Here is a 26,781-nt window from a genome sequence, read left to right on the forward strand (position 1 = left end):
CCTCCCGGAGCCGCCATGCCTCCCAGCTCGCCGCCCCCCACCCTCCTGGTGCTGCGCGCCCTCGGTCTCGGGGACCTGCTCGCCGGGGTCCCCGCGCTCCGCGCGCTGCGGCGCGCACACCCGGACCACCGGCTCGTCCTCGCCGCGCCCGCCGCGCTGCGCGAGGCGGCGCACGCGAGCGGCGCCGTGGACGAGCTGTTCCCGGCCGAGGCACCGGACCGGGGCGTTCCGGATCTGGGGCACTGGCCCGGTGCTGCTCCCGCGCTCGCCGTGGACCTGCACGGGACGGGGCCCGAGAGCCACCGCGCGCTCGCGGCGCTCTCCCCCCTGCGCCTCCTGTCGTACGCCGGAGCGCGACCGGCCGCCCCGCGATCGCGTGGTGACGACCACGAACGGGTCCTGTGGTGCCGGCTCCTGACCGCGCACGGTATCCCCGCCGACCCCACCGACCTCCTCCTCGCCCCGCCCACCGTGCCCTCGCCCGCGCCGGGGGCCGTCGTCGTCCACCCGGGCGCGAACGCCCCGGCGCGCGAGTGGCCCGCGGAGCGGTACGCGGAGGTGATCCGCGCGCTGCGCGCGGACGGCAGGCGTGTCGTGCTCACGGGCGGCCCGAACGAGAAGGACCTTGTCGCGGGACTCGGCCGGGCCGCCGGACTGCGGGACGACGACCTGTTCCCCGGGACCCTCTCCTTCGGTTCGCTCGCCGCGCTTCTCTCCCGGGCCGCCCTGCTGCTCAGCTCCGACACCGGTCCGGCCCACCTCGCCGCCGCGTGCGGCACGCCCTCCGTGACCCTCTTCGGCCCGGTCCCGCCCTGGCGGTGGGGCCCGCCGGAGGAGCCCCGGCACGCGGCGCTGTGGCACCCGGGCCCGCCGGGCGACCCGCACGGGCGAAGCCCCGACCGGCAGTTGCTGTGCCTGACCGTGTCCGAGGTCCTCACCGCCGTACGCAACCGGCTGACCGTCCCCCGGGAGCGTGGGGTCCATGGCTGAGCCGGAGCCGCCCACCGCCCTGGTGACCGTCGCGATGATCACCCGCGGCCGGCCCGCCGGCGCGCTGCACACCCTCGACCGCCTCGCCGCGCTCCCCGAGCGCCCGCCCGTGATCGTGGTGGACAACGGCACGGACCCCGCGACGGCGCGCGCCCTCCTCTCGCATCCCAGCTCCCCGCGCGTCCTGCGGCCCGGGCGCAACACCGGGGCGGTGGGCCGTACGCTGGCGGTCCGGCACGCCCGTACCCCCTACGTGGCCTTCAGCGACGACGACTCCTGGTGGGAGCCCGGCTCCCTGACGCGGGCGGCGGCGCTCCTGGACGCGCACCCCGCACTCGACCTGCTCGCGGCCCGCACCCTCGTCGGCGCCTCCGGCCGGGCCGAGGACCCGCTCAACGCGGTACTCGCCGCGTCCCCGCTGCCGCCCGACCCCCGCCTCCCCGGCCTGCCCGTGCTCGGCTTCCTCGGTTGCGCGGCCGTCGCACGCCGCTCCGCCTTCCTCGCCATCGGCGGTTTCCACCCGTTGCTGTTCTTCGGCGCGGAGGAGACGCTGCTCGCCCTCGACCTCACCGCGCGCGGCCACGGGGTCGCCTATGTGCCCGAGGTGGTGGCGCGGCACGCTCCCGACGGGGCCCCGCGTCCCGGGCGCGCGGCCCTCGTGCGCCGCAACGCCCTGCTCACGGACTGGCTGCGCCGTCCCCTGCCGCTCGCCACCCGCCGGACCCTGGGCTGCGCCCTCGACGCGCTGCGCGCCAGGCCGGGGGCGGCCACCGCGCTCGCCGGGACGCTCGACCGGCTCCCGCGCGCGCTTTTGCGCCACCGCGCCCCGCTCCCGCCCGCGACCGAGCGCGCGGTACGGGAGGTCGAGCGCGGCACAGCGCACCACTCCCCCGCCTCGGGCGCCCCTACGGAGGTCTCGCGATGAGCCACCCCGTCACCGTGCTCGTCATCACGCACAATCGCCGCCCCGAACTCCTGCGCACCCTGGAGAAGTTGCGCGCGCTGCCGGAGCGGCCCCCGGTGATCGTCGCGGACAACGCCTCGCGGGACGGCAGCGCGGACGCGGTCGCCGCGCGCTTCCCGGAGATGCGGCTGCTGCGCCTGAGCCGCAACCACGGCGCGGTGGCCCGCAACCTCGCGGCCCGGCTGGCCCGCACGCCCTACCTCGCCTTCTGCGACGACGACTCGTGGTGGGCGCCCGGCTCCCTGCGCCACGCCGCGGCTCTGCTCGACGCGGCCCCCGGCCTCGCCTCCGTCACCGCGCGCATCGTCGTGGAACCCGGCGGCACCGAGGACCCGGTCGTCGCCGAGCTGCGCGACTCGCCGCTCACCGGGCCCGACTGGCTGCCGGGCCCCGCCCTCGGCTCCTTCCTCGCGGCGGCGACCGTGCTGCGCCGCGACGCCTTCACCGCGGCGGGCGGCTTCCACCCGGGGCTCTGGCTCGGCGGGGAGGAGGAACTGCTCGCCGTCGACCTCCAGCGCGCGGGCTGGTGGCTCGCGTACAGCCCGGAGCTGACGGTGCACCACGCTCCCTCCGCGGTCCGCGACAGCACCGGCCGACGGGTCCTCGGGCTGCGCAACACCCTGTGGTTCACCTGGCTGCGCCGTCCCGCGCCCGCCGCCCTGCGCCGCACCCTCCACCTGGCCCGCACCACCCCGCACGACCGCGCCACCGCCCGCGCCTTCGCCCACGCTCTGGCGGGGCTGCCCTGGGTCCTGCGCCAACGCGCCGCCGTACCGCCCTGGCTGGAGGACCGCCTCACCGCCCTGGAAGCCGCGCAACGCTCCGGCACGGCACGTCGCTACGTGGGCTGAGCACCCTCGGCGGCACCGTGCCCGGTGCCGTGCCCGGCGCTGTGCGCGCCCGCGCGGAAAGGCGTGCGGAAGGGGGCGGGAGAGGCCGAGCGGCGGCGCGTGCCGTCCTGGTCCTGCCGGTCTGCGTCCCGCTCGTGCGGTGCGGTGGGTCCGTTCGAGCGGTGCCGACGCGGTGAGCGGCCGAGGCGCTGAGCGGCCAAGGCTTAGTGGCCGGTGCGGACCGTCCGACACGTGCGGGGGCTCAGGGACCGGTGGTTCCCCCGCGCGCGGGGCGGGCCTCGACCCGGCGTCTGACCCGCCCGCAAGCGTGGGTGATGAGCCGGGAGACGTGCATCTGCGAGAGACCGAGTTCGGCGGCGATGGCACGCTGGGTACGCGCGTGGAAGAACCGCAGGTAGAGGATGTACCGCTCGCGCTCGGGCAGCTCGGCGAGAGCGGGTCGTACCGACTCCCGGTCGACCACGGTCGCGTAGGCCGGGTCCTCCGCGCCCAGCCGGTCGCGCAGCGCGTGCTCGTCCTCGGACGGCGCGGTGCTGTCGAGGGAGACGGACCGATAGCTGTCGAGGGCTTCGAGCCCCTGACGCACCTCCTCCTCGCTCAGCTTCGCGCAACGGGCGAGTTCGCCCACCGAGGGGCTGCGGGGGGCGGTGTGCGGGGCGAGTTCGTGGAGTGCCACGCGTACGGCGCTCCGTAGTTCCTGCACGCGGCGCGGTACGTGCACGCCCCAGGTGTTGTCACGGAAGTGCCGCTTCAGCTCGCCCTGGATGGTGGGCACCGCGTAGGTCTCGAATGCCTCGGACACCTCGGGGTCGAAGCGGTCGACGGCCTTGAGCAGGCCGAGCGCGGCGACCTGGCACAGGTCCTCCAGCGTCTCGCCACGTCCTCGGTAACGGCCGGCGATGCGGTGTGCCATGGGGAGCCATGCCTCGACGAGCAAGGCGCGCTGGCGCTCCTTGTCGGGGCCGGGCGGAAGGCGTCGCAGAAGCGTGAAGCCGCACGCCCCGCCGGAGCCGCCGGATTGTTCCGGCTTCTGCTGGGAGGTGGTCGTTTCCACCACGTCGCTCCTGTCAACGCCGGCCGTGGGGATGGCCTTGTCGCGTCACACGAGCGACGGGGGATCCGCGCCCACGTGACCAGCGAAGCCACCGCGTGCCTGGTTCCTGAGCACCGCTGTCTCGTCCATCCTCCCGGTTCCTCGCCATACCGCATCTTGTCGGCTTCCTTGCCGCGCCGTTTTCGCGGATGCGCGGGTAAGCGCCCGCTCCTCCCGCGTCACCGCGCGGCGGCCACCGCCCCAGCCCGGCACGGTGGTGTCTCGTGGACCTCGCGAGGCACGGGGGCCGTGGCCTGGCCTATCGTACCGCTCGCGGTCGCCGCGCCATGGCAGTGATTCCGTTTCACTCCCCCGGCCCCATCCACGGCCGGGCACGCGTGATCCACCGTGCACCGGGTACCCCGTGAGCGGCCCCCGCGAGAGAGGGGCCCACCCGCCGCGTACGAGAGAAGGCCACCCCCATGCCCACGAGTCCCGCCGCCGTACCACCGGAATCCTCGGACGAGCCGCGCGTGCCCGGTGTGCCGTCCACGGTGACCCCGGAGGTCGCCGAGCCCGTCGAGCCCCAGGAGCCCGCTCCGCCCAAGGGCGACCAGAGCGGCCCCGCGACGGGGAGTCCCACGGGGGCGCCCACGGGCGCCCCGCGGAAGGCGGTGGCGCAGCAGGGCGAGTGGCTGACGACCGCGCAGGGCGACCGCATGCACGACACGGACCACTCGCTCAAGGCGGGGCCGCGCGGGCCGGTGCTCCTCCAGGACCACCACTTGCGCGAGAAGGTCATGCACTTCGACCACGAGCGCATCCCGGAGCGCGTGGTGCACGCGCGTGGCGCGGCGGCGCACGGTGTCTTCACGGCGTACGGCACGGCGAGCGGTGTGACGAAGGCGGCCTTCCTCGCGAAGGACGCCGAGACCCCGGTCTTCGTGCGGTTCTCGACGGTGCTCGGTTCGCGCGGCTCGGCCGACACCGTGCGCGACACGCGGGGCTTCGCGACGAAGTTCTACACCGGGGAGGGCGTCTTCGACCTCGTCGGCAACAACATCCCGGTGTTCTTCATCCAGGACGCCATCAAGTTCCCCGACGTCATCCACGCGGGCAAGCCGCACCCGGACCGCGAGATCCCGCAGGCGCAGAGCGCCCACGACACCTTCTGGGACTTCGTGGGGCTGCACACCGAGGCGACCCACCACACCCTGTGGAACATGTCCGACCGGGGCATCCCGCGCTCGTTCCGCATGATGGAGGGCTTCGGCGTCCACACGTTCCGGCTGCAGAACGCGGCCGGCGAGACGACGCTCGTGAAGTTCCACTGGAAGCCGAAGCTCGGTGTGCACTCCCTCGTGTGGGAGGAGGCCCAGCTCGCGGCCGGGGCCGATCCCGACTTCCACCGGCGCGACCTCGCCGACGCGATCGAGGCGGGCGCGTTCCCCGAGTGGGAGCTGGGCATCCAGACCTTCCCCGACACCCCGGAGCAGACTTTCGAGGGCATCGACCTGCTCGACCCGACGAAGATCGTGCCGGAGGAACTGGCACCGGTCCAGCCGATCGGGCGGCTCGTCCTGAACCGCAACCCCTCGAACTACTTCGCCGAGACCGAGCAGGTCGCCTTCCACGTCGGCCACCTCGTACCGGGCATCGACGTCACGGACGACCCGCTGCTCCAGGGACGGCTCTTCTCCTACCTGGACACCCAGCTCACGCGCCTCGGCGGCCCCAACTTCGCCCAGCTGCCCATCAACCGCACGCACGCGCCGGTCAACGACATGCTGCGGGACGGCATGCACCAGACAGCCGTGCACCAGGGCGTCGCCCCGTACCGCCCGAACTCGCTCGACGGCGGCTGCCCCTTCCAGGCGGGCGCGGTGCGGGGCGCGGACATCGAGGTCCCGGTCCCGCTGCCCGCCTCGCGCAAGGTCCGCGAGGCACCGGAGTCCTTCGACGACCACTACAGTCAGGCGCGCCTCTTCTGGCGCAGCATGACGCCGGTCGAGCAGGAGCACATCATCGGCGCGTACAGCTTCGAGCTGGGCAAGTGCTACGAGCAGGCCGTCAAGGAGCGCGTGCTGCTGACGCTCGCGCACATCGACGCACGCCTGTGCTCCGAGGTCGCCGCCGCGCTCGGGCTGCCCGCCCCGGCCCCCGACACCGGTTCCGACGACGGCCTCGTGAGCCCCGCGCTCTCGCAGCTGGGCCGGGAGTGGCCCACCGAGGGCCGCAACATCGGCATCGTCGTCGCGCCGGACGCCGACCCGGAGGGCGTGCGCGCGCTGCGCGACGCGGTGTTCGCGGCGGACATGGTGCCGTTGGTCATCGCTCCGGCGGGCGGGACGCTCGACGGCGTACCGGTGCAGCGGACCTTCGCGACCGCGCGGTCCATCGAGTTCGACGCCCTGCTCGTCGCCGGTTCCCCGGCCCCGGCCGCCGACTCGCTGCCCGTACGGGACGCCAAGACGGGCGTCCAGGGCGCGGAGGTGGAGCCGCGGCTCGCGCTGCTGCTCGGTGAGGCCTACCGGCACGGCAAGGCGATCGGCGGCTGGGCGGGCGCCGAGGCCGCCCTCACGGCGGCCCGGGTGCCGCGGGACGCGCCTGGTGTCGTGCTCGGCGGCTCCGGCACGGAGGTGTTCGAGCAGCTCACCGCGTTGCTGCGCACGCACCGCGTCTGGGACCGCTTCCCGGCCGCTTCCTGACCCGTCCGCGGAGAGGACACAGACCGCGCAGGGGGCACGCACCGCACCAACGGCGTGCCCCCTGTCCTTTCGCCGAAGGCCGCTCCCCCCGGCCCGGTCACCCTCGGCGGGGTGACCTACCAGGCACCCCCGACCGACGGCAGCGGCAAGAACTTCGTCAAGTCCACCGGGCAGGCGATCGCCCTGCCCTCCGGCAAGTACCGCGGCGGGGACGCCCCCGTGCCGGCGCTCCCGGCACGGGGGCATCCCTTTCCCTGAAGCTCGTGCGGCCAGGCCACGAGCCGCGCGGGCGTACCGCCTCCTGGCTTCCCCGGGCGACCACGTCACAGCCGCCGGGAGCCGGACAGGGTTCGCACACCGGTCGGCCTGTTTTCCTCCCGCAGGGGCAAACGGCTGGGGACCGGCGGAAGAGAGCCGGCGGGAGCGCGCCCACCAGGGCGCCGAAGGTGGGGGTCCCATGTCCGTATCCGTGTCCGCGACAGCAGCGACGAGCGCACGGCCGCGCGGCAGGAGACGCACCCTGCCGCGCGGCAGCGCCGGAGCGCTGGGCCGTATCGCGGTGCTCACAGTCAGCCAGGCCGGGCTCCTCGTCGGCGCGGGACTGCTCATCACAGGCCCGGCCGAGCACATATGGCCGCTCACGGTGGAGGACCGCGTCGACGAGGGGCTGGAGGGGATACGCACCGGCACGCTGACCACGCTCTCCTCGGTCGGTTCGGAGGGCGGGAACACCCTCACCGTCGTGATCGGCACCCTGATCGTCTGCCTCGGCCTGCTGCTGATCCCGCGGCTGCCCATGTGGCGCCAGGCCGTCTTCCTCGCCGTCGCGGTCTCCTCACAGGCGCTGGTCTTCCTGGCCATCACGCTCTCGGTGGACCGCGAGCGGCCGGACGTGCACCGCCTCGACGCCTCACCCCCCACCTCCTCCTACACCTCCGGGCACACCGGAGCGGCCACCGCCCTCTACGCCGGACTCGCCGTCCTCGTCCTGACCCGCGTGCGCGGCCCCTGGCGCAAGGCACTCGCCGGGCTCCTCATGCTCCTGCCGCTCCTCGTCGGCCTCGCCCGCCTCTACCGCGGCATGCACCATCCGACCGACGTCGTCGGCGGACTCGTCAACGGCACGCTCTCCATCGCCGTCGCCGCCCGGCTCCTGCTGGTCGACGCCTCGGTGACCGCCGAGCCGCACCCCGCGAGCACCGAGGCGCACCCCACGCCCGCCGACGCGCCCGGCCTCGTCGAGGGCACGGTCTTCGTCGTCCACAACCCCTCCGTCACCGGTGCGGGCGCCCGCGAGGAACTGCGCGCGCTGCTCGGGCGGTACGGCAGGCGGGACGTCGAGTTCCTGGAGACGACGCCCGAGGACCCGGGCCCGGGCCAGACGCGCGAGGCGGTGCGCAGGGGAGCCGCGCTCGTCGTCGTGTGCGGTGGTGACGGAACGGTACGGGCGGCCGCCGAGGAGCTCGTCGACAGTGGCGTGCCCCTCGCCATCGTGCCCAGCGGCACGGGCAACCTCCTCGCCCGCAACCTCGGCCTGCCCCTCGACCCCGCCACCGCGCTGGAGGCCGCGCTGGCCGGGCGGACCCGGCGCATCGACCTGGGCCGCGTCGAGGGCGACGCACTCCCCTCCACCGTCTTCGCCGTCATGGCCGGGGCCGGGCTCGACGCCGCCGTCATGGAGCGCACCGGCGACCGCGCCAAGTCGGCGCTCGGCTGGCCCGCCTACGTCCTCACCGGGATGGAGGAGATCGGCGGCGGCCGAGCCGAGGTCGTCCTGCGGCTGGACGGCGGCCCGGAACTGCGCCGCACGGCGCGCATGGCCCTCGTCGCCAACGTCGGCGCCCTCCAGGGCGGTGTCCGGCTCGTCCCCCGGGCCCGCCCCGACGACGGCCACCTCGACCTGCTGATCCTCGACCCGCGCGGGGCCGGCGGCTGGCTGCGCTCCCTGCGCACCCTGCTGCGCCGCGAGGAGGGCACGGGCCCCGCGCACGACACCGGGCTGCCGCCCGTCGAGTACTTCCGTTTCCGGCACGCCGAACTCACCTTCACCGCCCCGCAGCCGCGCGAGTACGACGGCGAGACCGCCGCGCACGGCACCCGGCTGACGGTCTCCGTGCTCCCCGGCGCGCTGACCGTCCTCGTACCGCGACAGGAGGACGCCGCGCGGGGCACGCGGACGCCGGCGCGGGTGGTGACCGAGTAGATGGGCAGCGTCTCGAAGGTCCCGGTGACCCGGGACATGACCGGTGAGGAACTCTCCGCCGACGAAGCGCTCGCCGCGCTGCGCCGCTACGGCCGCTGGCAGCTGGTACGGGACTCGTTCGTCAGGTTCCGGTACGCGGACGGCTTCACCAACGCGCGCGCCCTCGCCCTCCAGACCGTGCTCGCCGTCATCCCGCTCGTCATCGCCTTCGTCGGCCTTTCCACCTCGCTCCACACCGAGGACCTGGGGCGGCTCGCGCAGCTCACCCTCCACCGGATCGCCGCCGGGCCCAGTGCCGAGGTCGTCGACGAGGCGCTGGATCGCGGCGAGAGCGCGGCGGGCGACGGCGACGAGATCGCGCTGTGGTTCGGTGCGATCTTCTCGCTCGTCAACGTCACCACCGCGATGTGCCAGATCGAGCGCGGCGCCAACCGCATCTACGGCAACGAGCGCGACCGCCCCTTCCATCTCAAGTACGGGCGCGGTCTCGTCATGGCGGTCGCCGCGGGGCTCCCCCTCGGCCTCGGCTTCGTCGTCATGATCGCGGGCGGCGACCTCGCCGCCTCCGCGACCACCGTCTACGGGCTCGGCGAGCGCGCCCGCACGGTCTGGGAGTACGGGCGCTGGCCCCTCGGCCTCCTGCTCGCGCTCATCGCCGCGAGCGTCGTCTTCCGCAGCGCCCCGCGCCGCAAGCAACCGGGTTACACGTGGCTCGCGTTCGGCGCCGGCGTCTACCTGAGCCTGTGGACACTGCTCACCTGGCTGCTGAGCCTGTACCTGCGGCTCAGCGGTTCCTTCGACACCGTCTACGGGCCGCTCAGCGCCTTCATGTCGCTGTTGCTGTGGGCGTACCTCACCTCGGTCGCCCTCTTCCTCGGTCTCTCCTTCGCCGCCCAGCTCGAAGCCTCGCGCGCCCACGTGCCGGGGCCCGAACAACCCGATCCAGGAGTGTGACCCGTGCCCTTGCTGCGCCGCCTCGCCGACCGCTACCGGCGGCCCGCCGACCGCAGGTTCGGTGTCCGGCTGCTCGGCGCCGCCGCCGTCACCGCGCTCGCCGCCGTCCCCTTCGGCCTGCTCGTGGTACTCGTGGAGACCAAGTGGCGGCCGCTGCACCGCGTCGACGCGGGCGCGGCCGGGCGGCTGAACCGGATCGCGCTCGACCACCCGGCCTGGACCAGGGCGCTGCGCGTCCTGTCCGACCACGTGTGGGACCCGGTGACGCTGCGGATCGCGGTCGCCGTGCTCACCTGCTGGCTGCTCTACCGGCGGGCCTGGCGGCTCGCCGTCTGGTCGGGGGTGACGGCGGTGGCCGGCGGCGTCGTGGGACTGCTCGTGAAGCTCGTGGTGGAGCGGGCCCGCCCCGCGTTCGCGGACCCCGTGGCGCACGCGCCGGGCTACTCCTTCCCCTCGGGGCACGCGATGACGGCCCTGACGTCCATCGCCGTGATCCTCCTGGCCCTGCTGCCCTTCGTGCCGCGTGCCTGGCGGCCGGTGTGCTGGACCCTCGGCACCGTCTCCGTCCTCGGTGTCGGTTTCACCCGGGTCGCGCTCGGCGTGCACTGGTTCAGCGACGTCGTCGGCGGCTGGCTCCTCGGCCTCGCCGTCGTCGCCGCGACCGCGTGGGCCTTCCGCGGCTGGCGCACCGACACCGGGCACTCGGGCGAAGCGCTCACGGACGGCCTCGAACCCGAACTCACCGGTCCGCACCCCGAGCCGGACCCGGACGAGAGCCGACCCGTCACCCCCTGAGGCCGGGTGCCGCAGGACACCCGGCGGGGGGCGCCCCTCCCCCGCCCTCCGCGACTCCCCCAAGCCGCTTACACTCTCCGCATGTTGGCCTACGCCCCCGCGGCCGTGGCGTTCCTCGTCTTCTGCGTGGGGGTGCTACGGGACCGCCGCCGCTTCAGCAACGCGGTCCTCCTCGGCCTCTCTCTCGTCTTCGCCCTCGCCGCCTGGTGCTTCACGCTGGTCCACGGCGGCACCCTCGCCGGGCGCGACGTGGCGGTGGCGGCGGTCGTCGTCGGTGCGCTGTGCGTCCTCGTCCCGGCGCCACTCCTCCTCGCCAACGGCGTCACGATGGTGCGCAAGGAGGGCCGGGGCCCGGCGAACCTCCTCTCCCTCCTCGCCGGTCTCGCCCTGTTCGCGCTCGCCGCGCTGCTCGTCACCGCTTTCGTCCTGCACGCCCACACGCTGCTCGCGATCGCCGTCACCATCGCCGCGATCGCCGGGTACGTCGGTTTCCTCTTCGCGTGTGTGCTCGCCTACGCCATGCTCTACGGGCACCTGCGAATACGGCGCAGGACCGACTACGTCGTGGTGCTCGGCGCGGGACTGCTCGGTGGTGAACGCGTCTCACCCCTGCTCGCCGCCAGGCTCGACCGGGGGCTCACCGCGCACCGCGCGCTCTCGAAGCGCAAGCGGGAACCATTCCTGCTCGTCTCCGGCGGGAAAGGCGATGACGAGGCGCTGTCCGAGGCGGAGGCGATGGCACGGTACGTCCAGGCCAAGGGCTTTCCCGAGCGGCTGCTCGTGCGGGAGGAGCGGTCCGCGACGACCGAGGAGAATCTGAGCAACAGCCACGCGCTCATGGCGGGCGCGAATCCCGGCTATCGCTGCGTCGTCGTGACGAGCAACTACCACGTCTTCCGCACTGCCGTCACGGCGCGCCGCGTCGGCGTGCGCGGCCACGTCATGGGAGCGCCCACGGCGACGTACTTCTGGCCGAGCGCCATGATCCGCGAGTTCGTCGCGCTCCTCGTCGACTACCGGCGCACCAACATCGCCCTGTGCCTGCTCCTGGTCCTCGGCGGGGCGCTCGTGTGGTGGCTCAGCCGGTAACGGCGTGTCCGGACGGTGGCACGTGCGCGACCGGCGGATGCCGGGGAGCGACCCGTTCACGGTGAGGAGGCGTCAGGCACGACGGCTCCCGTGCGAATGCCCCCGGAAATTCCGCTCCGCGCGTCGTGGGCGGGCCCGACCCGGGTACACGTCCGGCGTCCTCGCCGGGGCCCACCGGACGGGGTTCCCGCCACACCCGTACCAGGAGGCCCCATGCCCACCGCCCGCCGCTCCCCGGTCCGCTCCCGGCTGCGCGCCGCCGCGCGCGAGGTCTTCGGCTGGGAGGAACTGCGCCCCGCGCAGCTTCTCGCCATGGAGGCCGTGATGGCCGGGGAGGACACCATCGTCGTGATGCCGACCGGCGCCGGGAAATCGGCCGTCTACCAGGTCCCCGGAGTGCTCCTCGAAGGACCCGTCCTCGTCGTGAGCCCGCTCATCGCGCTCCAGCGCGACCAGGTCACCGCACTGGGCCGCAGCGCCGGTGCCCGGGCCTCGGCGGTCAACTCGGCGCAGCGGGCGCGCGAGAACGCCCAGGCCTGGGAGCGGGTGCGCGAGGGAGCGCTCGACTTCCTCTTCGTCTCGCCCGAACAGCTCGCCAAGCCCGACGTGCTCGCCATGGTCGGCGCCGCCGGACCGGCTCTCATGGTCGTGGACGAGGCGCACTGCGTCTCCAGCTGGGGCCACGACTTCCGCCCCGACTACCTGGCGCTCGGGCGCGTCCGGGACCGGATCGGCCGCCCGCCGCTCCTCGCCCTGACGGCGAGCGCCGCACCCCCGGTGCGCGCCGACATCCTGCGCCACCTCGCGATGCCGCGGGCACGCGAGATCGTGGCCGGCTTCGACCGCCCCGAGATCCACCTCGAAGTGGTCCGGCACCAGGAAGAGGAGGCGAAGCGCCGCTGGGTCGTCGAGCGGGCGGCGGGAGAGGCGAAGCCCGGCATCGTCTACGCCGGCACCCGGAAGGAGACCGAGGAGTACGCGGCGGAACTGTCCTCGCTCGGCCTCTGCGCAGCCGCCTACCACGCCGGTATGACGTCGCCGAGCCGCTCCGCGGTCCACGACGCCTTCCACGCGGGCGAACTCGACGTCGTGGTGGCCACCTCGGCCTTCGGGATGGGCATCGACAAGACCGACGTGCGCTTCGTACTGCACGCCTCCGTGCCGGGCTCGCTCGACGCGTACTACCAGGAAATGGGCCGCGCGGGCCGCGACGGGCGGCCCGCCCGCGCAATCCTCGGCTACCGGTCCGAGGATCTCGGCGTCCAGCGCTACCGTGCCTCCGGCCACCCGGACGAGAGCACGCTCACCGGGCTCATGGACCGCGTGCGCGCCCACCCGGGGCCCGTACCGGCCACGGTGCTGCGCGAGGAGACCGGCCTGACGCACTCCACGCTCACCTCGCTGCTGCACCTGCTCGCGGAGGCCGGCGGGCTCGTGCTGGAGGAGGCGGGGATACGGGCGGTGCCCGGTGCCCGCAGGGACACGTGCGCGCGCGAGGCGGTGCGCCTCGCCGAGGCCCGTACGCGCCTGGAGCACAGCCGGGTGGAGATGATGCGCGGCTACGCCGAGAGCGAGGGCTGCCGACGGCGCGCGCTCCTCGGCTACTTCGGCGAGGACCTCGACGCGGGAGAGTGCGCCGGCTGCGACAACTGCGAGGCGAGCGAGCGCGGGAGCGGCGCGGGCGGAATCGCGGTACTCGCGGGCACCGGTGGGTTCACGGCACCGACCGTCGAGATCCCGGCCGGCCCCGTCTTCCCGCCCGGCACCAGGGTGAGCCACCGCGTGTGGGGCGAGGGCGAGGTGATGAGCGGTGAGCCGGACCGGCTGACGGTGCTCTTCACCGAGGCCGGTTACCGGACCCTGTCGCTCAGCGCGGTGCGGGAACAGTCACTGCTGACTCCGCTCGTCGAGGCCTGAGGCGGTCCGCACGTGCGCACGGCCGCTCCAAGGGGCCACCGCTGACCGGTCTTCCGACGCCGCCGGACCTCACCGAGCGATCGCCCGCACCCAAGCCGAGCACCTTCTCGGGCACGCGACGCCTGGAAGCCCTCAGTGCTCTTGGAGCGCCTCACGCACCGCCGATGCCACGCGCCCGCCCAGACCGGCACCCGCCGCGACCACGGTGGTGTTCCCTCCGGCGCCTTCCTCGTTCACCGTGCCGCCGACCAGCACGAAACGCGTCTTCGGCCGCCCACCGGCCGCCTCCCGCACCGCCGCCACCTCTGCCCGGCCCGAGGCGACGACGACATCACAGGACCGCTGGAAGAGGCCGTTGAGAAAGGGAGTCGCGTTGGCGGCGGTCCGCGCCCCGGTCACGGGCGTGTACGCGACCCGTGCGCGCGTGTCGCGGGAGGCCTCGCGCATCCCGTCCCAGACCCTCGCGGCTTCGCCACCTTTCGCGACCCCGGACGAGCCGGTGAGCAGACAGGCGTCCTGCTCGCTATAGGCCCGCGCTCTGGTCGGCGGCACCGGCGGCCGCCCGCTCCCGCCCCCACCGGCCACCACCGCGACGGTGCTGACGACAGCGGCCAGGAGCACGAGCCCCAGCCCCCCGAACACGACGAGCCGCCCCCGCGACTGCCGGCCCAGCACACCGCGCCCCGGCCTGTCTCCGGCACTCCTCACCCTGGCCATCCCCCTACGCTGCCTCGTCCTCTTACTCAAACGGCTCTTCACGGCTTTCCCGTTCACCTCACGCACGACCCACTCGACAAACGCTCGGCGACCATTTCCCATTCAGGACAGTGCGTTGCCGATCAGTTGTCGCTGCATCTGCAAGGCACGACGACACATCTCATTCTCACGTTCCGCTTCCACAGTGACCCTCGGAAGGCCCGTCTCATTCAAGATCACCTCGTAGCACGAAGACATGATGCCCAGCACCTCGCGACTACTCAGTGGGCGATTACGGAGGCAATCCGCGTAATCGGAGAAGGCCATGACGAGCGGGGGAACGCCAGGTGCTGGATCGATATCCGGAAGGACATGAAGAGCTTCGAAGAAATTCTCTTCATCCAGCACCGCGACACATTGTCCAGGAGAGGCCACTTTCGCCCTGAAGTCCTGAACAGCATCCCTGAAGAAAACTATCGAGGGGCCACTGAATTCCCCTGAAACAGGAGCATCCATCATATCCAGCGTACGCTCAAGACAGGAAAGAGCCAATTCCCTCTGCCCCGCCTCAGGCATACTGGAGATTCGCGATTCCCAGCCTTCGCTTTCATAATCCCAGCACAACATGACGTTCCGTCCTCGCGACTACGGACCGAATCCCTCCCTTGCCAGAACTGCCACACCCAGTTGCCGGAGTAGCTCCTAACGGTCCCATGGAGCCACCCTCGCCTGTTCAAACCCCTCGATCTTCGGGAAACCGGCCACTCTTGCTCGGCAATCCTGCCGACCCGGGCCACAGAACGGGCGTGATGCCGCAATCATTTTCAAGGGACCCCGAGTCGCAGGCGCTCTGCGTTTATCAGGAAACACTGGACACTATCCCAGCATTTCATCCTCGTCGAAGCCGAGTTCCTCCTCGATCTCCAACTCGACGGCTGAATGCCAGCGAATCTGATCCGGCCAAGCGGAATCCACGAACTGGTGAAGCACATCTCGCGCTGCAGCTGTGCCTATTCTGCCCAGCGAATGTATGCACTTCACACACAGCAGATAGTAGGGGGCATCCGACAACACGGAATCGCGCAATACCTTTTCGATAACGGGCACCGCTTCCGAGTACTCGATCTCTCCAAGTATCTCAATCAGATCCTCCTTGAGTACACCGTCAGAGTCACTGTCGAGCACGTCGCAGAGGATAGCTCCCAACCCCTCGGGATGCAGGACTCGGGCTACCTCTGAAAACTTTTCCAGCCTCCTCCAGTCCTGCTCAGAACGGAAGTGATGCAGCCACGAGATGACATTGGGGGCGATATCGGGAATCGATCGTGCCGCGCCTTGAATCACTTCCTCTTCGAGGTAGCCGCCCCCAAGCAACCTCTCTGCCTGACCGATCAACCGCCTGGACGAGTCATCGAGATTATGCATGCACTGTCACCCAATCACCCCGTGGCCGATAATTCGACTATTGAAAACGTCAACCGACCTGGAACGGAGGCCGAAATTCAAGGCCCCTCGTTCCATTTTAAGATGTACATCATCGACGTTGTTCTTCCCGATCTCGTCCGACCACTTACCCTGGGCGATCAATGCATCCTTCGTGCCCGGCTCCATTTCATACCGAACGAGATTGATGAAGCTTTCACCCTTTCGCCCAGAAAGCTTCGCGAATGTCCGGCGGAGACCATTCACGTAACCAAGGTCCTGCGTCACGAAATTCTCGCCGCGCGGCGTTATCTCTCCGTTCGGCCCCAACCGCGCAAGCTCCTTGTCACCCATGGCTCGATAGAATATTTCGTTGCAATTGTGTACAAGGACTGGCGTAGCGCCTGCCAGCACATAGTACGTATGCAGTTCCCCGACCGTCAGGTCGTAGGTCGTGGTGTGCGCGTGGTAGGGGCGGACTCCCGTGATCTCCGTTGTGCCCGTGGGGGTTTGGAGGAGGTCGCCCTTGTGGAGGTCCTTCGCCTCGACGAAGGCGGAGCGGGTGACGTCGTAGAAGGGGTGGTGGAAGGTGGTGTGCAGCTCGGACGAAGACGAAGGCGAGGACGCTGCGGAGGCCGACGCCGAAGCCGCGGTCGCAGCCGGTGCCGAGGCCGCCGCCGGGCCCGCCGCTCCCGCCAGGGCGCCCAGCGCCGTGAGCGCCACCGCCGCCTTGCGGGCCTTCGCCCGCGCCTTCGCCGAGAGCGAGGTGCGCGGCTTCTTCGTCGCGTGGTCGCGCACCTTCACGTCCACGAAGTCCCGGTCCGTGCGCGTCACGATCACCGCTGTGACCTCGTGCGCCTCCGTCGCCGTCAGCCCCGGTACCGCGTTCGCGATCCTGTCGCCGGCCCTGACCTGATCGATCGGCTTCGTCGTGCCGTCCGCCAGGAGTACCCGGGTCGCCCCGGTGAAGCTGTGCGGGGTCGTACACCCCGGACGGGAACCCGACTCCGACACCGCCCCGCGTGTCTCCTGCGCGAGCGCCGCCTGGTCCGTCGCGTCCGCCGCCGCGGATTCGCCCGCGTCCGTGGCGCCCCGGCCGAAGAGGCCGCCCACGACCTTCATCGCCTTCGGGGCCGCCTTGGCGAGCAGCGCGCCGCCCGCCTTGCCGAGCAGCCCACCGGCCGCCCCCGCCAGCGCGCCTTCCGCCGCCGAGCCCGCGAAAGCGCCCACCGAGCACTCGTCCCCGCCCGACTGGGCGCAGGCGAAGCCCTGGGTCACGAGGGAGCCCGCGGCCCCCGCGACGGCGGCGCAGCCGATCGAACCGACCCCGCCGGTCACCGCCTCGCACCCCGCGAACACCGCCGTCGAGACGACGAACGAGGTGATGGCGGCGGCGTGGTGCTTGACGAAGGTGGCCGTGGACTTCGCGGCCTTGACGGTCGCGTGGTAGGCGGTGCGGGCCGCGTGCGAGACGGCGTGTGCCGCCTTCTTGACGGTGTGCGCGACCTTGTGCGCGGTCTTCTTCGCCGCGTGGACCACGCGGTGCACTGTTTTCTTGACCTTGTGATAGGCGGTGTGCACCGCGTGCACGACGCGATGGGCCGCCTTTTTCACATGTCTCGCCGTGTAGTGGTAGACGCGCCGCACGACCCGGACCGTGGAGCGGTAGTAGTCCCGCACCTTGTGCACGGCCTTGTGCACCGCGTGCTTGACGGCGTGAACGACCTTGCGGGCCACGTGCTTGGCCGCGTGGTAGACCTTGTGCACCGCCTTCTTGGCCTTGTGCACGGCCTTCTTCGCGCTCTTCTTCGCCTTGTGCGCCACCTTCTTGGCGCCGCACACGACGTCGTACCAGGAGCAGTTGCCCGACTCGTCCGTCCCGGCGAGCGGGTTGTCGTCGACGTAGGCGAAGGGGTTCGCCGCCACCGAGTCGGGTATCGCGCCGAGCGCGAGGCTGTCCTTGTTGAGGAATTGGCCGGTGTGCGGGTCGTACCAGCGCGAGGCCGTGCCGACGTTGCCGGTGTTCCCCGTCCCGTCGCTGTCGGAAGCCGCGTCCGTCGCGCCCGGTGCGGTGCCCGGTTCGGTCCAGCCGGACTGGAAGCCGAGGTGGCCGCTCATCGCGTTGCTCGCGAGGACCTTGCCCAGGGGGTCGTACGTGGCGGAGCCGGTCAGCGCGCTCGCGTTCTGGCCGAAGGTGCCCACGACGTCGTTGTGCTCGTCGGTGAGGGCGAGGACGCCCCCGGTCGCGTCCTTGACGCCGGTGAGGCCACCGGCCGGGTCGTAGGTGTAGGTGCTGTCGCCGTCCGACGCGATCGTGTTGTCGGCGCCGGAGTACGTGAACGCGCGGCCGCCTCCCGCGCCGTCCGCCGTGTTCGTGTCGGTCAGGTTCCGGCCGAAGGCGTCCTGCGTGTAGGACTGCTCCCCGGCCACGATCTGGTCGCCGAAGGCGTCGGTGCGGAAGAGGGCGTTGGTGCCGGTGGCCGAGGACTCCGCGGTCAGGGTGCCGCGTGCCGAGTACTCGTACGTCGTCTTCCCGTCCGAGGTCAACTCGTCCCGGGCGTCGTAGGTGTACACGTCGGCGCCGACCTGGACGCGGTTGCCCGAGGCGTCGTACTTGTACGCGGTCGTCTTCGCGCCGTCGTTCCACGAGGTGATCCGGTCGGACCAGTCGTAGGTGTACGTGTTGGCGGCGGCGCCTGTGACGCCCGTCGTCTTCTTCGCGGTCAGGTTGCCGTTGGGGTCGTAGCCGTAGGCGAAGCTCGCGAGGGTGGCCGCGCCCTTGGTGAGGACGTCCCCGGTGAGCTGGTGGTCGTCGTCGTAGGAGAAGGTGCGGGTCTGGCCGCCGCTTCCATAGTTGATCGAGCGCAGTTCGTCGAGCTTGCCGTAGGAGTACGTCAGCCGGGTGCCGGTGGCCGGTTCGTCGAGGCTCGCGAGGCGGCCGGCCGTGTCGTAGCCGTAACTGGTCGTCCCGGCCGCGTCCTTGCGGGTGAGCATCTGCGAGTCGGCGTTGTACGTGAAGGACGAGGTGCCCGCCGAGCCCGCCGCGTCGAGCAGGTCGCCGCGGTCGTCGTAGCCGAAGGTCTCGTGGCTCGCCGCCTGGTGGTCGACGGCCCCGGCGATACCGGCCTCGTCGGTGTCGGCGACGGTGAGCCGCCCGTTCTTGTCGTAGGTGAAGCCGCGGCTCGCCGTGGCCGCGTCGGCGCCCTGTCCGGACATGCGGGTGAGCTGGCCGAGGTCGTCGTACGTCATGGAGGTCGACGTGCCGCCGGGCAGCGTGGCCCGGGTCATGCGGCCGTCCGCGTCGTAGACGAAGCGTGTCGTGGAGTCGGCGGCCGAGGTCCAGCGGCTCGTCGTCGGCTCGGTCACGGTGCTCTGCTGGCCCCACGGGGTGTACGCGTAGCGCCAGTTGTTGCCGCGCCCGTCGGTGAAGCGGGTGCGGTTGCCCGCCGCGTCGTAGCCGAAGCTCGTCGTGATGGAGGTGTTCGCGTCGACCGGCTCGACCTGCTGGGTGATGGTGCCCGCCGCGTCGTACGTCCAGCGCGTCGTGTGCCCGTTGGCGTCGGTGGCGGCGGTGAGGTCGCCGACGCCGTCGTACTGGTTCGACGTGTGGGTGAGCACGGAGTTGTCAGCGGCGTGCGCGTAGGTGTCGGTCGGGTCGTCCGAGGCGTTGTAGTCGACCTCGGTCCAGGTGCCGTCGGGGAGCGTCGTCTTCTGCTGGTTGCCCTGGAAGTCGTACGTGTAGCGGGTCGTGTTGCCCGCGCCGTCGGTGACCGAGGTGACGTCCCCGGCGCGGTTGTAGCCGTACGAGGCCGTCACGCCGCCCGGGCTCGTCGTCTTGGCGAGGTGTACGCCATAGGGGTTGCCGTCAGTGACGGCGTAGGAGCTGGTCGTCGTGAACGACTTGGCGACCGGCTTGCGTTCCAGGGTCGTGGCGGTGAGCTGACGGCCCAGGAAGTCGTAGGTGGCCTGGGACTCGCCACCGGTGGCGTCGGTCGCGCTGAGCGTGTCACCGGCCGCGTCGTAGGTCGCGTGCTGGCTGCTGCCGTCGGGCAGCGTGGTGCGGGTGAGGTTGCCGGAGCGGTCGTAGGCGTACGAGGTCGTGCGGCCGGCGGGGGTCGTGACGGAGGTCTGGTTGCCCTCGCTGTCGTAGGTGTAGACCGTCGTGCCGGGGAGCGCCGAGGACTCGCCGTCCGGCGTGTACGGCGGCAGGGTCTCGGAGACCTTCTGGCCGTTGGCGTCGTACGCGGTGGTCGTGACGAGGCCGTTCGGGTCCTGTTCCTCGGTCGCCTCGCCGAAGGTGTCGAAGCCGCTCGTGGTCACCGGGCGGACGGTGGCGCGGTTGGCCTCCGTGCCGTCCGGCTCGGCCTGGACGGCGGGCGCGGTGGTCGTCGCGAGGTTCCCGGCCTCGTCGTAGGCGTACTCGGTCGTGTGGTGCTCGGCGTCCGTCTCGGTGAGAGGGAGTCCGCGCTTGTCGTAGGTGTACGTCGTGGTCTGCTCGCCGGAGGAGCCGACCGTGCCGCCCGCGCGGCCCTTGCCGTAGAGCGAGGTGACCTCGCTCGCGCTCAGCGTGCGCGGGTAGACCTGCACGTTCGCGACGGAGCCGGGGAGCTGGTCGGTGTTCTTGCCGGCGTACAGGGCGCGGCCGATGGTGAGCGGTCCGCCGGCGCTCCAGGCGGAGGTGTTGGTGCCGCTCCCGGCGAGGGAGCCGTTGACGTAGAGCTTGATGCCGCTGTCGGAGGAGTCGTAGACGCCGACGAGGTGGGTCCAGGTGCCCGTGGTGGGCTTGGTGCTGGTGGAACCGTAGGCGGAGGGGAAGGTGACTCCGCTCGCCGCGTCGCCGTTGGTCTGCTCCATGCTCCAGAGCGGGGCGCTGGTGTGCGCGTAGTTGTACTGGAGCATGAAGGCGCTGTTGTTGCTGCCCGACTGGGCGACGACGGTGGCGTTCTTCGTGGGCAGCGAGGAGAGCTTGACCCAGGCGGAGACGGTGTACGAGGCGGTCGTGTCGACGACCGGGCCGTTCGTGGCGATGCTCTCGTCCGCCGCGCCGCTGAACTGCGCGGAGCCGTCGCCCCAGGTGACGCCGGAGCCGGAGACGGCGGCCGTGTTCCCGGTGCCGGACGCGTCGGTGACGTGGCGTCCGCTGTCCTGGTCGAGCTTCCACCAGCCGGCGGGGTGGCCGGACGCGTCGCCGTAGAGCGTCTCCTTGAGGACGTTGCCCATGGCGTCGTAGGTGCTCGTCGTGGTGCGCGACCAGCCGGAGGAGTCGTGGTCGTTCTCGCTGGCGACCTCGTCGTCCGGGGTGTAGGAGACGGTGCTGACGCGATTGACGCCACCGGGGTCGACGGCGCTCTCGGTCGTGCGGTCGGCGGCGTCGACCTTGAAGGTGGTCAGCGTCTCGCCGTTGTCCTCGGTGGTGGACAGGGTGTTCCCGGCCGCGTCGTAGGTGTGCGACTCCAGGACGTAGGAGGACTTGCCGTCCGCCGAGGTCCGCGTGACCGTCGCGGTCAGACCGTCGTCGGTGTAGGTGTACGCGGTCGTGTTGCCCATCGCGTCGGTCACCGAGGCGAGCCGGCCCGAGGGGTCGTAGGCGCGCGAGGACTCGACCAGGGGCGTGGGGTCGCTCGGGTGGTCGGGGTCGCCGGTCGTCATGAGCGTCTGCGTGAGCAGTTCGCCGTTGTCGTCGTACGTGTAGCGGGTCTCGGTGCCCGCCGAGTCGACCTCCTTGACACGGTTGCCCGAGGTGTCGTACGTGTACGTCGTCGTGTTGCCGTTGGCCGCGCCCTCGGTGCCGTTCGCGTCGGTCTCGGTCGCGACGCGGTCGAAGGCGTCGTAGGTCTGCGCCTCGGTACGCGGCTTGTCACCGCCGCTCGCGTCGCTGACGGACTGGCTGAGGACATCACCGTCGTCGTCGAAGACGGTCTTCGTGACGGCGGCGTGGGTGGCGCCGGTGACGCGGTCGGTCAGGCGCGGGTCGTGCTCCTCGACGACCTGTCCGGCGGCGTCGTAGACGTAGGCCGTCGTCAGCCCGTCCGGGTAGGTGTCGGAGACGGCCTTCTGGCTGAGGACCTGCCCGATCCCGTCGTAGGTGTACGTAGTGACGAGGCCGCCCGCGTCCGTGGTGGAGGCGACGTCCCCGTTCTTGAAGTACGCGACGGAGTTCACCGCGCCACCGGGGCTCACCGTGCGCACCGGGAGGCCCTTGGGGACGGAGCCGCCGCCGGTGGCGGGGAAGGCGCTCGTGCCGTCCGCGTAGACGGTCGTCGTGGTCCGGCCGTCGGGGAAACCGGGGACCGCGGGGCCCGTGATCGCCGTCTGGTCGCCGTTCGCGTCGTAGGCGTACGAGGTCAGGTAGCTGGTGTCGCTCGCGGAGGCGGAGCGGCCGTCGCGGGAGGTGAGGAGCTGGTCGTTGCGCGGGTCGGCGGTCGTGAGCTGGGCGGTCGTGTCGTCCGGGTAGTACGTGTAGTACTCGGTCGAGCAGTGGTTCTTCGCCTGGTCCTGGCACGTCGTGGAGGAGACGATGTTGCCGCGTACGTCGTGGCCGGTGACGGTGACGACTCCGTTGGGGTCGGTGACGGTGTGCTCGAAGCCGGCGGTGTCGTAGCCGAAGCTGGTCTTCGCGCCGAGGCCGTCGGTCTCGGTGAGCGCGCGTCCGCCGTGCGTGACGTCGTAGGTGTAGGTGGCCGTGGAGCCGGTGGGTGTGGTGACCTTGACCGTCTCGACGGGGAGCAGGCCGCCCGACTTCTTCGCGGCGCTCCACAGCTCGTCCACGTCGTCGGCGGAGAGCTGCGCGCGGTGGAAGGAGACGTCGGCTATGGAACCGTTGAAGTAGCTCGCGTAACCGGTGGAGACGGTCGTCGAGGAGTGGGGCTCGTCGGGCCAGCTCCCGCCGTTGAAGCCGGAGCCGAGGGTGACGGTGTCCTGGCCCGACTGTGCGGCGGTGCCCGTCTGGGTGCCGACCGCCTTGTCGTCCAGATAGAGGCTCTGGCTGGTCGCGGAGGTCGCGAGGACGACGTGGTGCCACTTGCCGTCCGCGACCGAGGTGGTGGAGGCGAGGGGTTTCGTCGTCCCCCCGGTGAAGTAGAACTCGCCGTGGAGTTTGCCGCTGCCGCCGACGTAGAGGACCGGGGTGTAGTGGGTCGGTGTGGTCGCTCCGAAGGCGTCCTTGGAGGTCCCGAGCAGGACGCCGCCGTTGGCCGTGGAGGTCTTGAACCACATGCTGAGGGACTCGGCGCCGGTGCCCGGGGCCATGCCGGAGGGCAGCGTGAGCACCGACGACGTGCCGTTGAACGTCGCTGCCTTGGCGTCGCTGAAGGGTCCGGCGGAGCCGAGGGTCGTGCTCGTGTACGTGGCGTCCCCGCCGCGCACCTCGTCGACCGCCTTGCTCGCGCCCGCCGCCTCGCCGAGGCGGTAGTACTGGGCGGGGTTCTGGCCGAGGACCGCGCCGCGATAGGTCTGGCTGGAGCCCGCGACGGTGGGGGCCAGGAGCTTCCAGGTGCCGCCGTTCTCGTCGGTGAGCTGGGTGAGCGCGGCGGTGTCGCCGTCGTACGTCATCGCGGCGAAGGTCTTGCCGGAGGGGCGCTTGACGGAGCTGAGCAGGGCCGCCGGGTGACTGCCGTACTGGTAGAGGGCGTTGACGTCGGCCGCGACGAGCGGGTGGTCGTAGAAGGCGGCGTCGGCGAGGGTGCCCTTGAACCAGACGGGGTGGCCGTCCGTGTCGTCGGCGCTCTTGGGCGCGGGCGCGTCGGGCCAGTCGCCGCCGAGGTAGCCGGTGCCGAGGTAGTTGAAGACCTGGTTCTTGCCGAAGGCGGTCGCGGACTTGATCGAGACGGTTCCGGTACGGGAGCCGACCTTGGCGTTGTCGAGGAACAGTGTCTGCGAGTTGCCCGCCGCCGACAGGACGACGTGGTGCCACTTGCCGTCCGCGACGGAGGCACTGGTCACGATCGGGTTGATGCCGCCGCTGTACCAGAACTCGGCGTTGAGCTTGCCGTCCTTGCCGACGTAGAGCGCGGGGGTGTAGAAGCCCGCAGCCTCGCCCGAGGTGATGGGCTGCGAGGCGTAGGAGTAGAGGACGCCGGGCCCGGCCGAGGTCTTGAACCAGAGAGAGAGCGCGCCCGAGTCGGTGTCGTTGCCGAGGTTGTCGGGCAGGACGACGTCCGAGGTGGCGCCGTCGAAGGTGGCGCCGCGCGAGCCGGCGAAGGGGCCGGCGGCGCCGAGGGTCACGTGCTCGTAGGTCGCGTCGTTGGTGCCCTGGTTGGCCAGGACGGCGTCCTTGGCCTTGGTGCCGCTGGTCTCGGCGAGCTGCCACAGACCGTGCGGGTCGAGGTCGAGGGAGGCGTTGCGGTACTGGGAACCCGAGGTGTAACCGTACGTCGTGCACTTGCTCGCCGAGAGCGGGGAGCAGACCTTGGTCAGCTGGTCACCGTTGTAGCCGTACGTCCAGGTCTGGGCCGTGGCCGTGTCCGCGGGAGTGACCGGGTCGGTGACGACGGTGGCGACGTGCGCGGCGGCGGCGCCGGAGGGGGTGGACCAGGTGAAGCCGAGGGCGCGCCCCGAGACGGAGGAGGCCATGCGGCTGACGTGGCCGGAGGTCCAGGTGAGTTTGACGGCCCGGCCGTCGGCGTCGGTGACGGAGGTGAGCCCATAGCCGCCCGAGCCGAGGGACTGCGTGAAGGTGTAGAGGGTGTCGTCCTTGTCGGTGAGCGTGTACCCGCCGGTGACGGCCTTGAAGGTGGCGAAGCGTCCGCTGCCGGGGGTGAAGGTGCCGTCGCTGTTCCTGCCGTATCCGACCTGCGAGCCGTCCGGGTAGGTGACGTTGACGGCGGCGACCGCCCCGGCGGGGGTGTACTGCTCGGTGGCCCGCGAGTCGAGGATCGAGGACCAGCCCGCGCCGAAGGCGCCGTCCCAGCGCGGGTCGCGGGAGTTGTAGTCGCGTTCGACGTCGAGCGAGGGCCCGGCGGTCGAGATCGAGGCGTCGGTGTCGGAGGTCGTGTAGTTGCCGATAGAGGCGTCGAAACCGTGGTCGCTGCTGTTCTGCGAGAGCCCTGACGTGATGACCGGCTCGGGAACCTGCACGCTCAACGAGTAGGGCGTGGCATCCGAGTACATACCGCCGTCGTAGCCCTGGACGGTCCAGTAGTAGCCGGTGTTCCACTTGAGCTTGCCGGTGGGGACGGTCCAGTCGCCCTTCGCTTGGAGGCCCGAGTCGGCGACCTTCTTGTCCTGGGCGTCGAAGACCTGGAAGAGGTACTTCGTCGTCGTGTTGGCCTGGGAGTCGGCGCCGCCGGACCAGGCGGTCAGCTCGGGGGTCGTCGTGTGGACGACGGCGTTGTCGGCGGGGAACTGCTCGTAGACCTGCGGCGGCGTCGTACCGGTGTAGGTGACGTCCAGGTAGGGGCCCTTGCCGGGGTCGTTGAAGGAGCCGAACTGCTTCCAGTGGTCCGTGTCGTTCGTGGCCGCGTAGACCGCGAGCCCGTAGTCGGGCGTCGTGCCGTTGAACCAGCCCTGGATCGCGGAGGTGGAGAGCTTGACGGTGACGTCGTCGCCCACCGTGCGGTCAGCCGCGGTGTTGGTGCAGGCGTGCGGTACGGAGGGGGTCGCGTTGCCGATCGAGGCGCCGTAGGCGGGCCCCGGGTAGGTGTGGACCCCGGCGGGAGTCCATGCCTTCGTCACGAGTGCGACGTCGAAGCGGGTGGCCGTGCAGGTCGCGGCCCAGGTGTCGAAGAGGTGCAGGCTCGCCGCGGTCACGGTCGCCTTGGAGCCGTCCCAGGCGGTGTCCCAGTGGTTGATGTACGCGGCGGCGGAGTGCGGGCCCGCGTCGTAGGAGCCCGCCTTGATGGTCTGTTCGTAGGAGTGGTCCTGGTCGTAGCCGGACTCGGCGTACGTCGTCGTCCAGCCGTCCACCACGGTCGGGTCGACGGTGACGGGGAAGCGGCGTGCCGGGTCGTGCAGCCAGGCGGGGTCGAGAGTGACCGTGAGCGACCAGCCCGCGGTGTCCTGACGCAGGCGGTAGTCGACGTCGTACGTGGTGGCCGGGTCACCGGAGCGGCGGTCGACCTTGGCGTCGTACGCGTAGGCGTGCGGGATGCGCTCGACGGTCTTCCCGGCGGTGTCGCGCAGGTCGATGGAGCCGTCGTGGAGCTGTACGGGGGTGAGTCCGTCGAGGTGGAGCGGGAAGGTCCACTCGTGGCCGGCCTCGGGAGCGTCGAGGACGATCGCTTCCTTGACACCGGTGGCGGTGGCAGCCACCTGGAGGTCGGTGTGGGGCAGGACACCGGGGTACGTGACGTGTGAGCCGTCCGCGGAGCGGGTGCCGTTGACGGGCTCGGCCCCGCTCAGCCCGTAGGCGAGCGCGTGGTTCTCGTCCTTGGCGAAGGAGACCAGGGCCGGGTCGGTGGCGCGGGGTGCGAAGTCGACGGCGAGCGAGTTGGCCTTCTCGTACCAGCGCCCGGCGGGTCCGGCGCGTACGTCGATGTCAATGGGCGCCCAGGTGCCCTTCTTCGTACGGTAGTTGACCGCCTGAGGGGAGATGCGCCGGGTCTGCGAGCCGTCGGCGTTGTCGAAGACGGTGACGGTGCGCGATGAGGATTTGGCGTTGCGCTTGCTCGTCGTGGCGTTGAAGCGTCCGCGCGGGTGCCCGCTGCGACCGTGCGCGAGCTGCGGCTTGTGCGCCTTGTACGCGGACAGTTCGCCGCGCCCCTTGCCGCGCGCGTGACCGGCCCCACGATGCGCGGCCGTACGGGTCGCGGAGACGTGGTGCGGGTGGCCTGCGGCCGTGCCGCCGTCCTGGTGCGGGAGCTTGCCCCAGTGCGGGTCCTTGAACCAGCCGCCGATCGAGGAGAGCGAGGGCAGGTCGACAGCGTGCAGCTCGCGTCCGTCGGCGACCGCCTGCTGAGTCGTCAGCATGAGGGCGAGGGCCGTGAGGACCAGGAGCGCGACGCGGCGGGCGAGCCGTCGGCGGGCGCGGCGGGGGGAGGGCACGGGGGCTCCGGGCGGCAGGGGCCTGGCTCAGAGCGAGGACAGGCCGGTCACAGGAAACGGAGAGGATCTTGCCGTATCCGCACACCTGTGGAGGAAGCGAAAAGACGTTCGCACCGGAACTTGACGCACTGTTGGCTCACGCAAAGCACCGAACCGGCGGTTAACCGACGAGATCGGAC

Annotated in this window: 15 protein-coding genes; 10 read left to right on the forward strand and 5 right to left on the reverse strand. The window is 71.6% G+C overall.

Translation table 11 applies throughout. The features are described from left to right. Positions 1-15 precede the first annotated feature (15 nt). From ACIP4O_RS24325 to ACIP4O_RS24335, 3 genes are read left to right on the forward strand one after another with little or no spacing between them, the layout of a single operon-like run. Positions 16-990, forward strand: coding sequence for a glycosyltransferase family 9 protein (locus ACIP4O_RS24325; RefSeq protein WP_401577478.1), 975 nt, complete (start codon positions 16-18; stop codon positions 988-990). Beyond that, positions 983-1,915, forward strand: coding sequence for a glycosyltransferase family 2 protein (locus ACIP4O_RS24330; RefSeq protein ID WP_401577479.1), 933 nt, complete (start codon positions 983-985; stop codon positions 1,913-1,915). Before ACIP4O_RS24325 ends, ACIP4O_RS24330 begins: the two co-directional genes overlap by 8 nt. Beyond that, positions 1,912-2,805 carry a glycosyltransferase family 2 protein gene (locus tag ACIP4O_RS24335; RefSeq protein WP_401577481.1) on the forward strand — a complete coding sequence of 298 codons (894 nt, stop codon included), beginning with the start codon at positions 1,912-1,914 and terminating at the stop codon, positions 2,803-2,805. Before ACIP4O_RS24330 ends, ACIP4O_RS24335 begins: the two co-directional genes overlap by 4 nt. A 241-nt stretch (positions 2,806-3,046) precedes the next feature. Here the strand turns inward: ACIP4O_RS24335 and ACIP4O_RS24340 are convergent, their stop codons facing one another. Further along, on the reverse strand, positions 3,047-3,859 hold the full coding sequence (locus ACIP4O_RS24340) for a SigB/SigF/SigG family RNA polymerase sigma factor (RefSeq protein ID WP_401577483.1): 813 nt from the start codon (positions 3,857-3,859) through the stop codon (positions 3,047-3,049). 461 nt (positions 3,860-4,320) lie between these two features. Here ACIP4O_RS24340 and ACIP4O_RS24345 point away from each other — a divergent pair, with 461 nt between their 5' ends. From ACIP4O_RS24345 to ACIP4O_RS24375, 7 genes are all read left to right on the forward strand, one after another. Next, complete coding sequence (locus tag ACIP4O_RS24345) at positions 4,321-6,546, forward strand: catalase (RefSeq protein WP_401577485.1); 2,226 nt, start codon at positions 4,321-4,323, stop codon at positions 6,544-6,546. Between the two features lie 111 nt (positions 6,547-6,657). Beyond that, the gene (locus ACIP4O_RS24350; protein ID WP_401577486.1) at positions 6,658-6,804 is read left to right on the forward strand and encodes a hypothetical protein; all 147 of its coding nucleotides are present in this window, start codon (positions 6,658-6,660) and stop codon (positions 6,802-6,804) included. A gap of 199 nt (positions 6,805-7,003) precedes the next feature. Beyond that, complete coding sequence (locus tag ACIP4O_RS24355) at positions 7,004-8,749, forward strand: diacylglycerol kinase family protein (RefSeq protein ID WP_401577488.1); 1,746 nt, start codon at positions 7,004-7,006, stop codon at positions 8,747-8,749. Next, positions 8,750-9,703: a YihY/virulence factor BrkB family protein gene (locus tag ACIP4O_RS24360; protein ID WP_361327231.1), complete on the forward strand. Its 954-nt coding sequence runs from the start codon at positions 8,750-8,752 to the stop codon at positions 9,701-9,703. It begins immediately after the preceding gene. Positions 9,704-9,706: 3 nt separating this feature from the next. Beyond that, positions 9,707-10,498, forward strand: coding sequence for a phosphatase PAP2 family protein (locus tag ACIP4O_RS24365; protein ID WP_401577490.1), 792 nt, complete (start codon positions 9,707-9,709; stop codon positions 10,496-10,498). 81 nt (positions 10,499-10,579) lie between these two features. Continuing rightward, on the forward strand, positions 10,580-11,587 hold the full coding sequence (locus tag ACIP4O_RS24370; RefSeq protein ID WP_401577492.1) for a YdcF family protein: 1,008 nt from the start codon (positions 10,580-10,582) through the stop codon (positions 11,585-11,587). 213 nt (positions 11,588-11,800) lie between these two features. After that, positions 11,801-13,504, forward strand: a complete 1,704-nt coding sequence (locus ACIP4O_RS24375) for a RecQ family ATP-dependent DNA helicase (protein WP_401577494.1) — start codon at positions 11,801-11,803, stop codon at positions 13,502-13,504. A gap of 132 nt (positions 13,505-13,636) precedes the next feature. On the opposite strand, the gene ACIP4O_RS24380 is transcribed toward ACIP4O_RS24375, so the two are convergent. From ACIP4O_RS24380 to ACIP4O_RS24395, 4 genes are all read right to left on the reverse strand, one after another. Further along, on the reverse strand, positions 13,637-14,221 hold the full coding sequence (locus ACIP4O_RS24380; RefSeq protein WP_401577496.1) for a BMP family ABC transporter substrate-binding protein: 585 nt from the start codon (positions 14,219-14,221) through the stop codon (positions 13,637-13,639). Between the two features lie 102 nt (positions 14,222-14,323). Next, positions 14,324-14,827, reverse strand: a complete 504-nt coding sequence (locus ACIP4O_RS24385) for a hypothetical protein (protein ID WP_401577498.1) — start codon at positions 14,825-14,827, stop codon at positions 14,324-14,326. A gap of 249 nt (positions 14,828-15,076) precedes the next feature. Further along, positions 15,077-15,625 carry a HEAT repeat domain-containing protein gene (locus tag ACIP4O_RS24390; protein WP_401577499.1) on the reverse strand — a complete coding sequence of 183 codons (549 nt, stop codon included), beginning with the start codon at positions 15,623-15,625 and terminating at the stop codon, positions 15,077-15,079. Positions 15,626-15,631: 6 nt separating this feature from the next. Continuing rightward, a complete protein-coding gene (locus ACIP4O_RS24395) occupies positions 15,632-26,602 on the reverse strand; it encodes a LamG-like jellyroll fold domain-containing protein (RefSeq protein ID WP_401577501.1) in 10,971 nt (3,656 codons plus the stop codon). Between the last annotated feature and the right edge of the window lie 179 nt (positions 26,603-26,781).

Source organism: Streptomyces sp. NPDC088923, from assembly GCF_044749745.1.
Classification (GTDB): Bacteria; Actinomycetota; Actinomycetes; order Streptomycetales; family Streptomycetaceae; genus Streptomyces.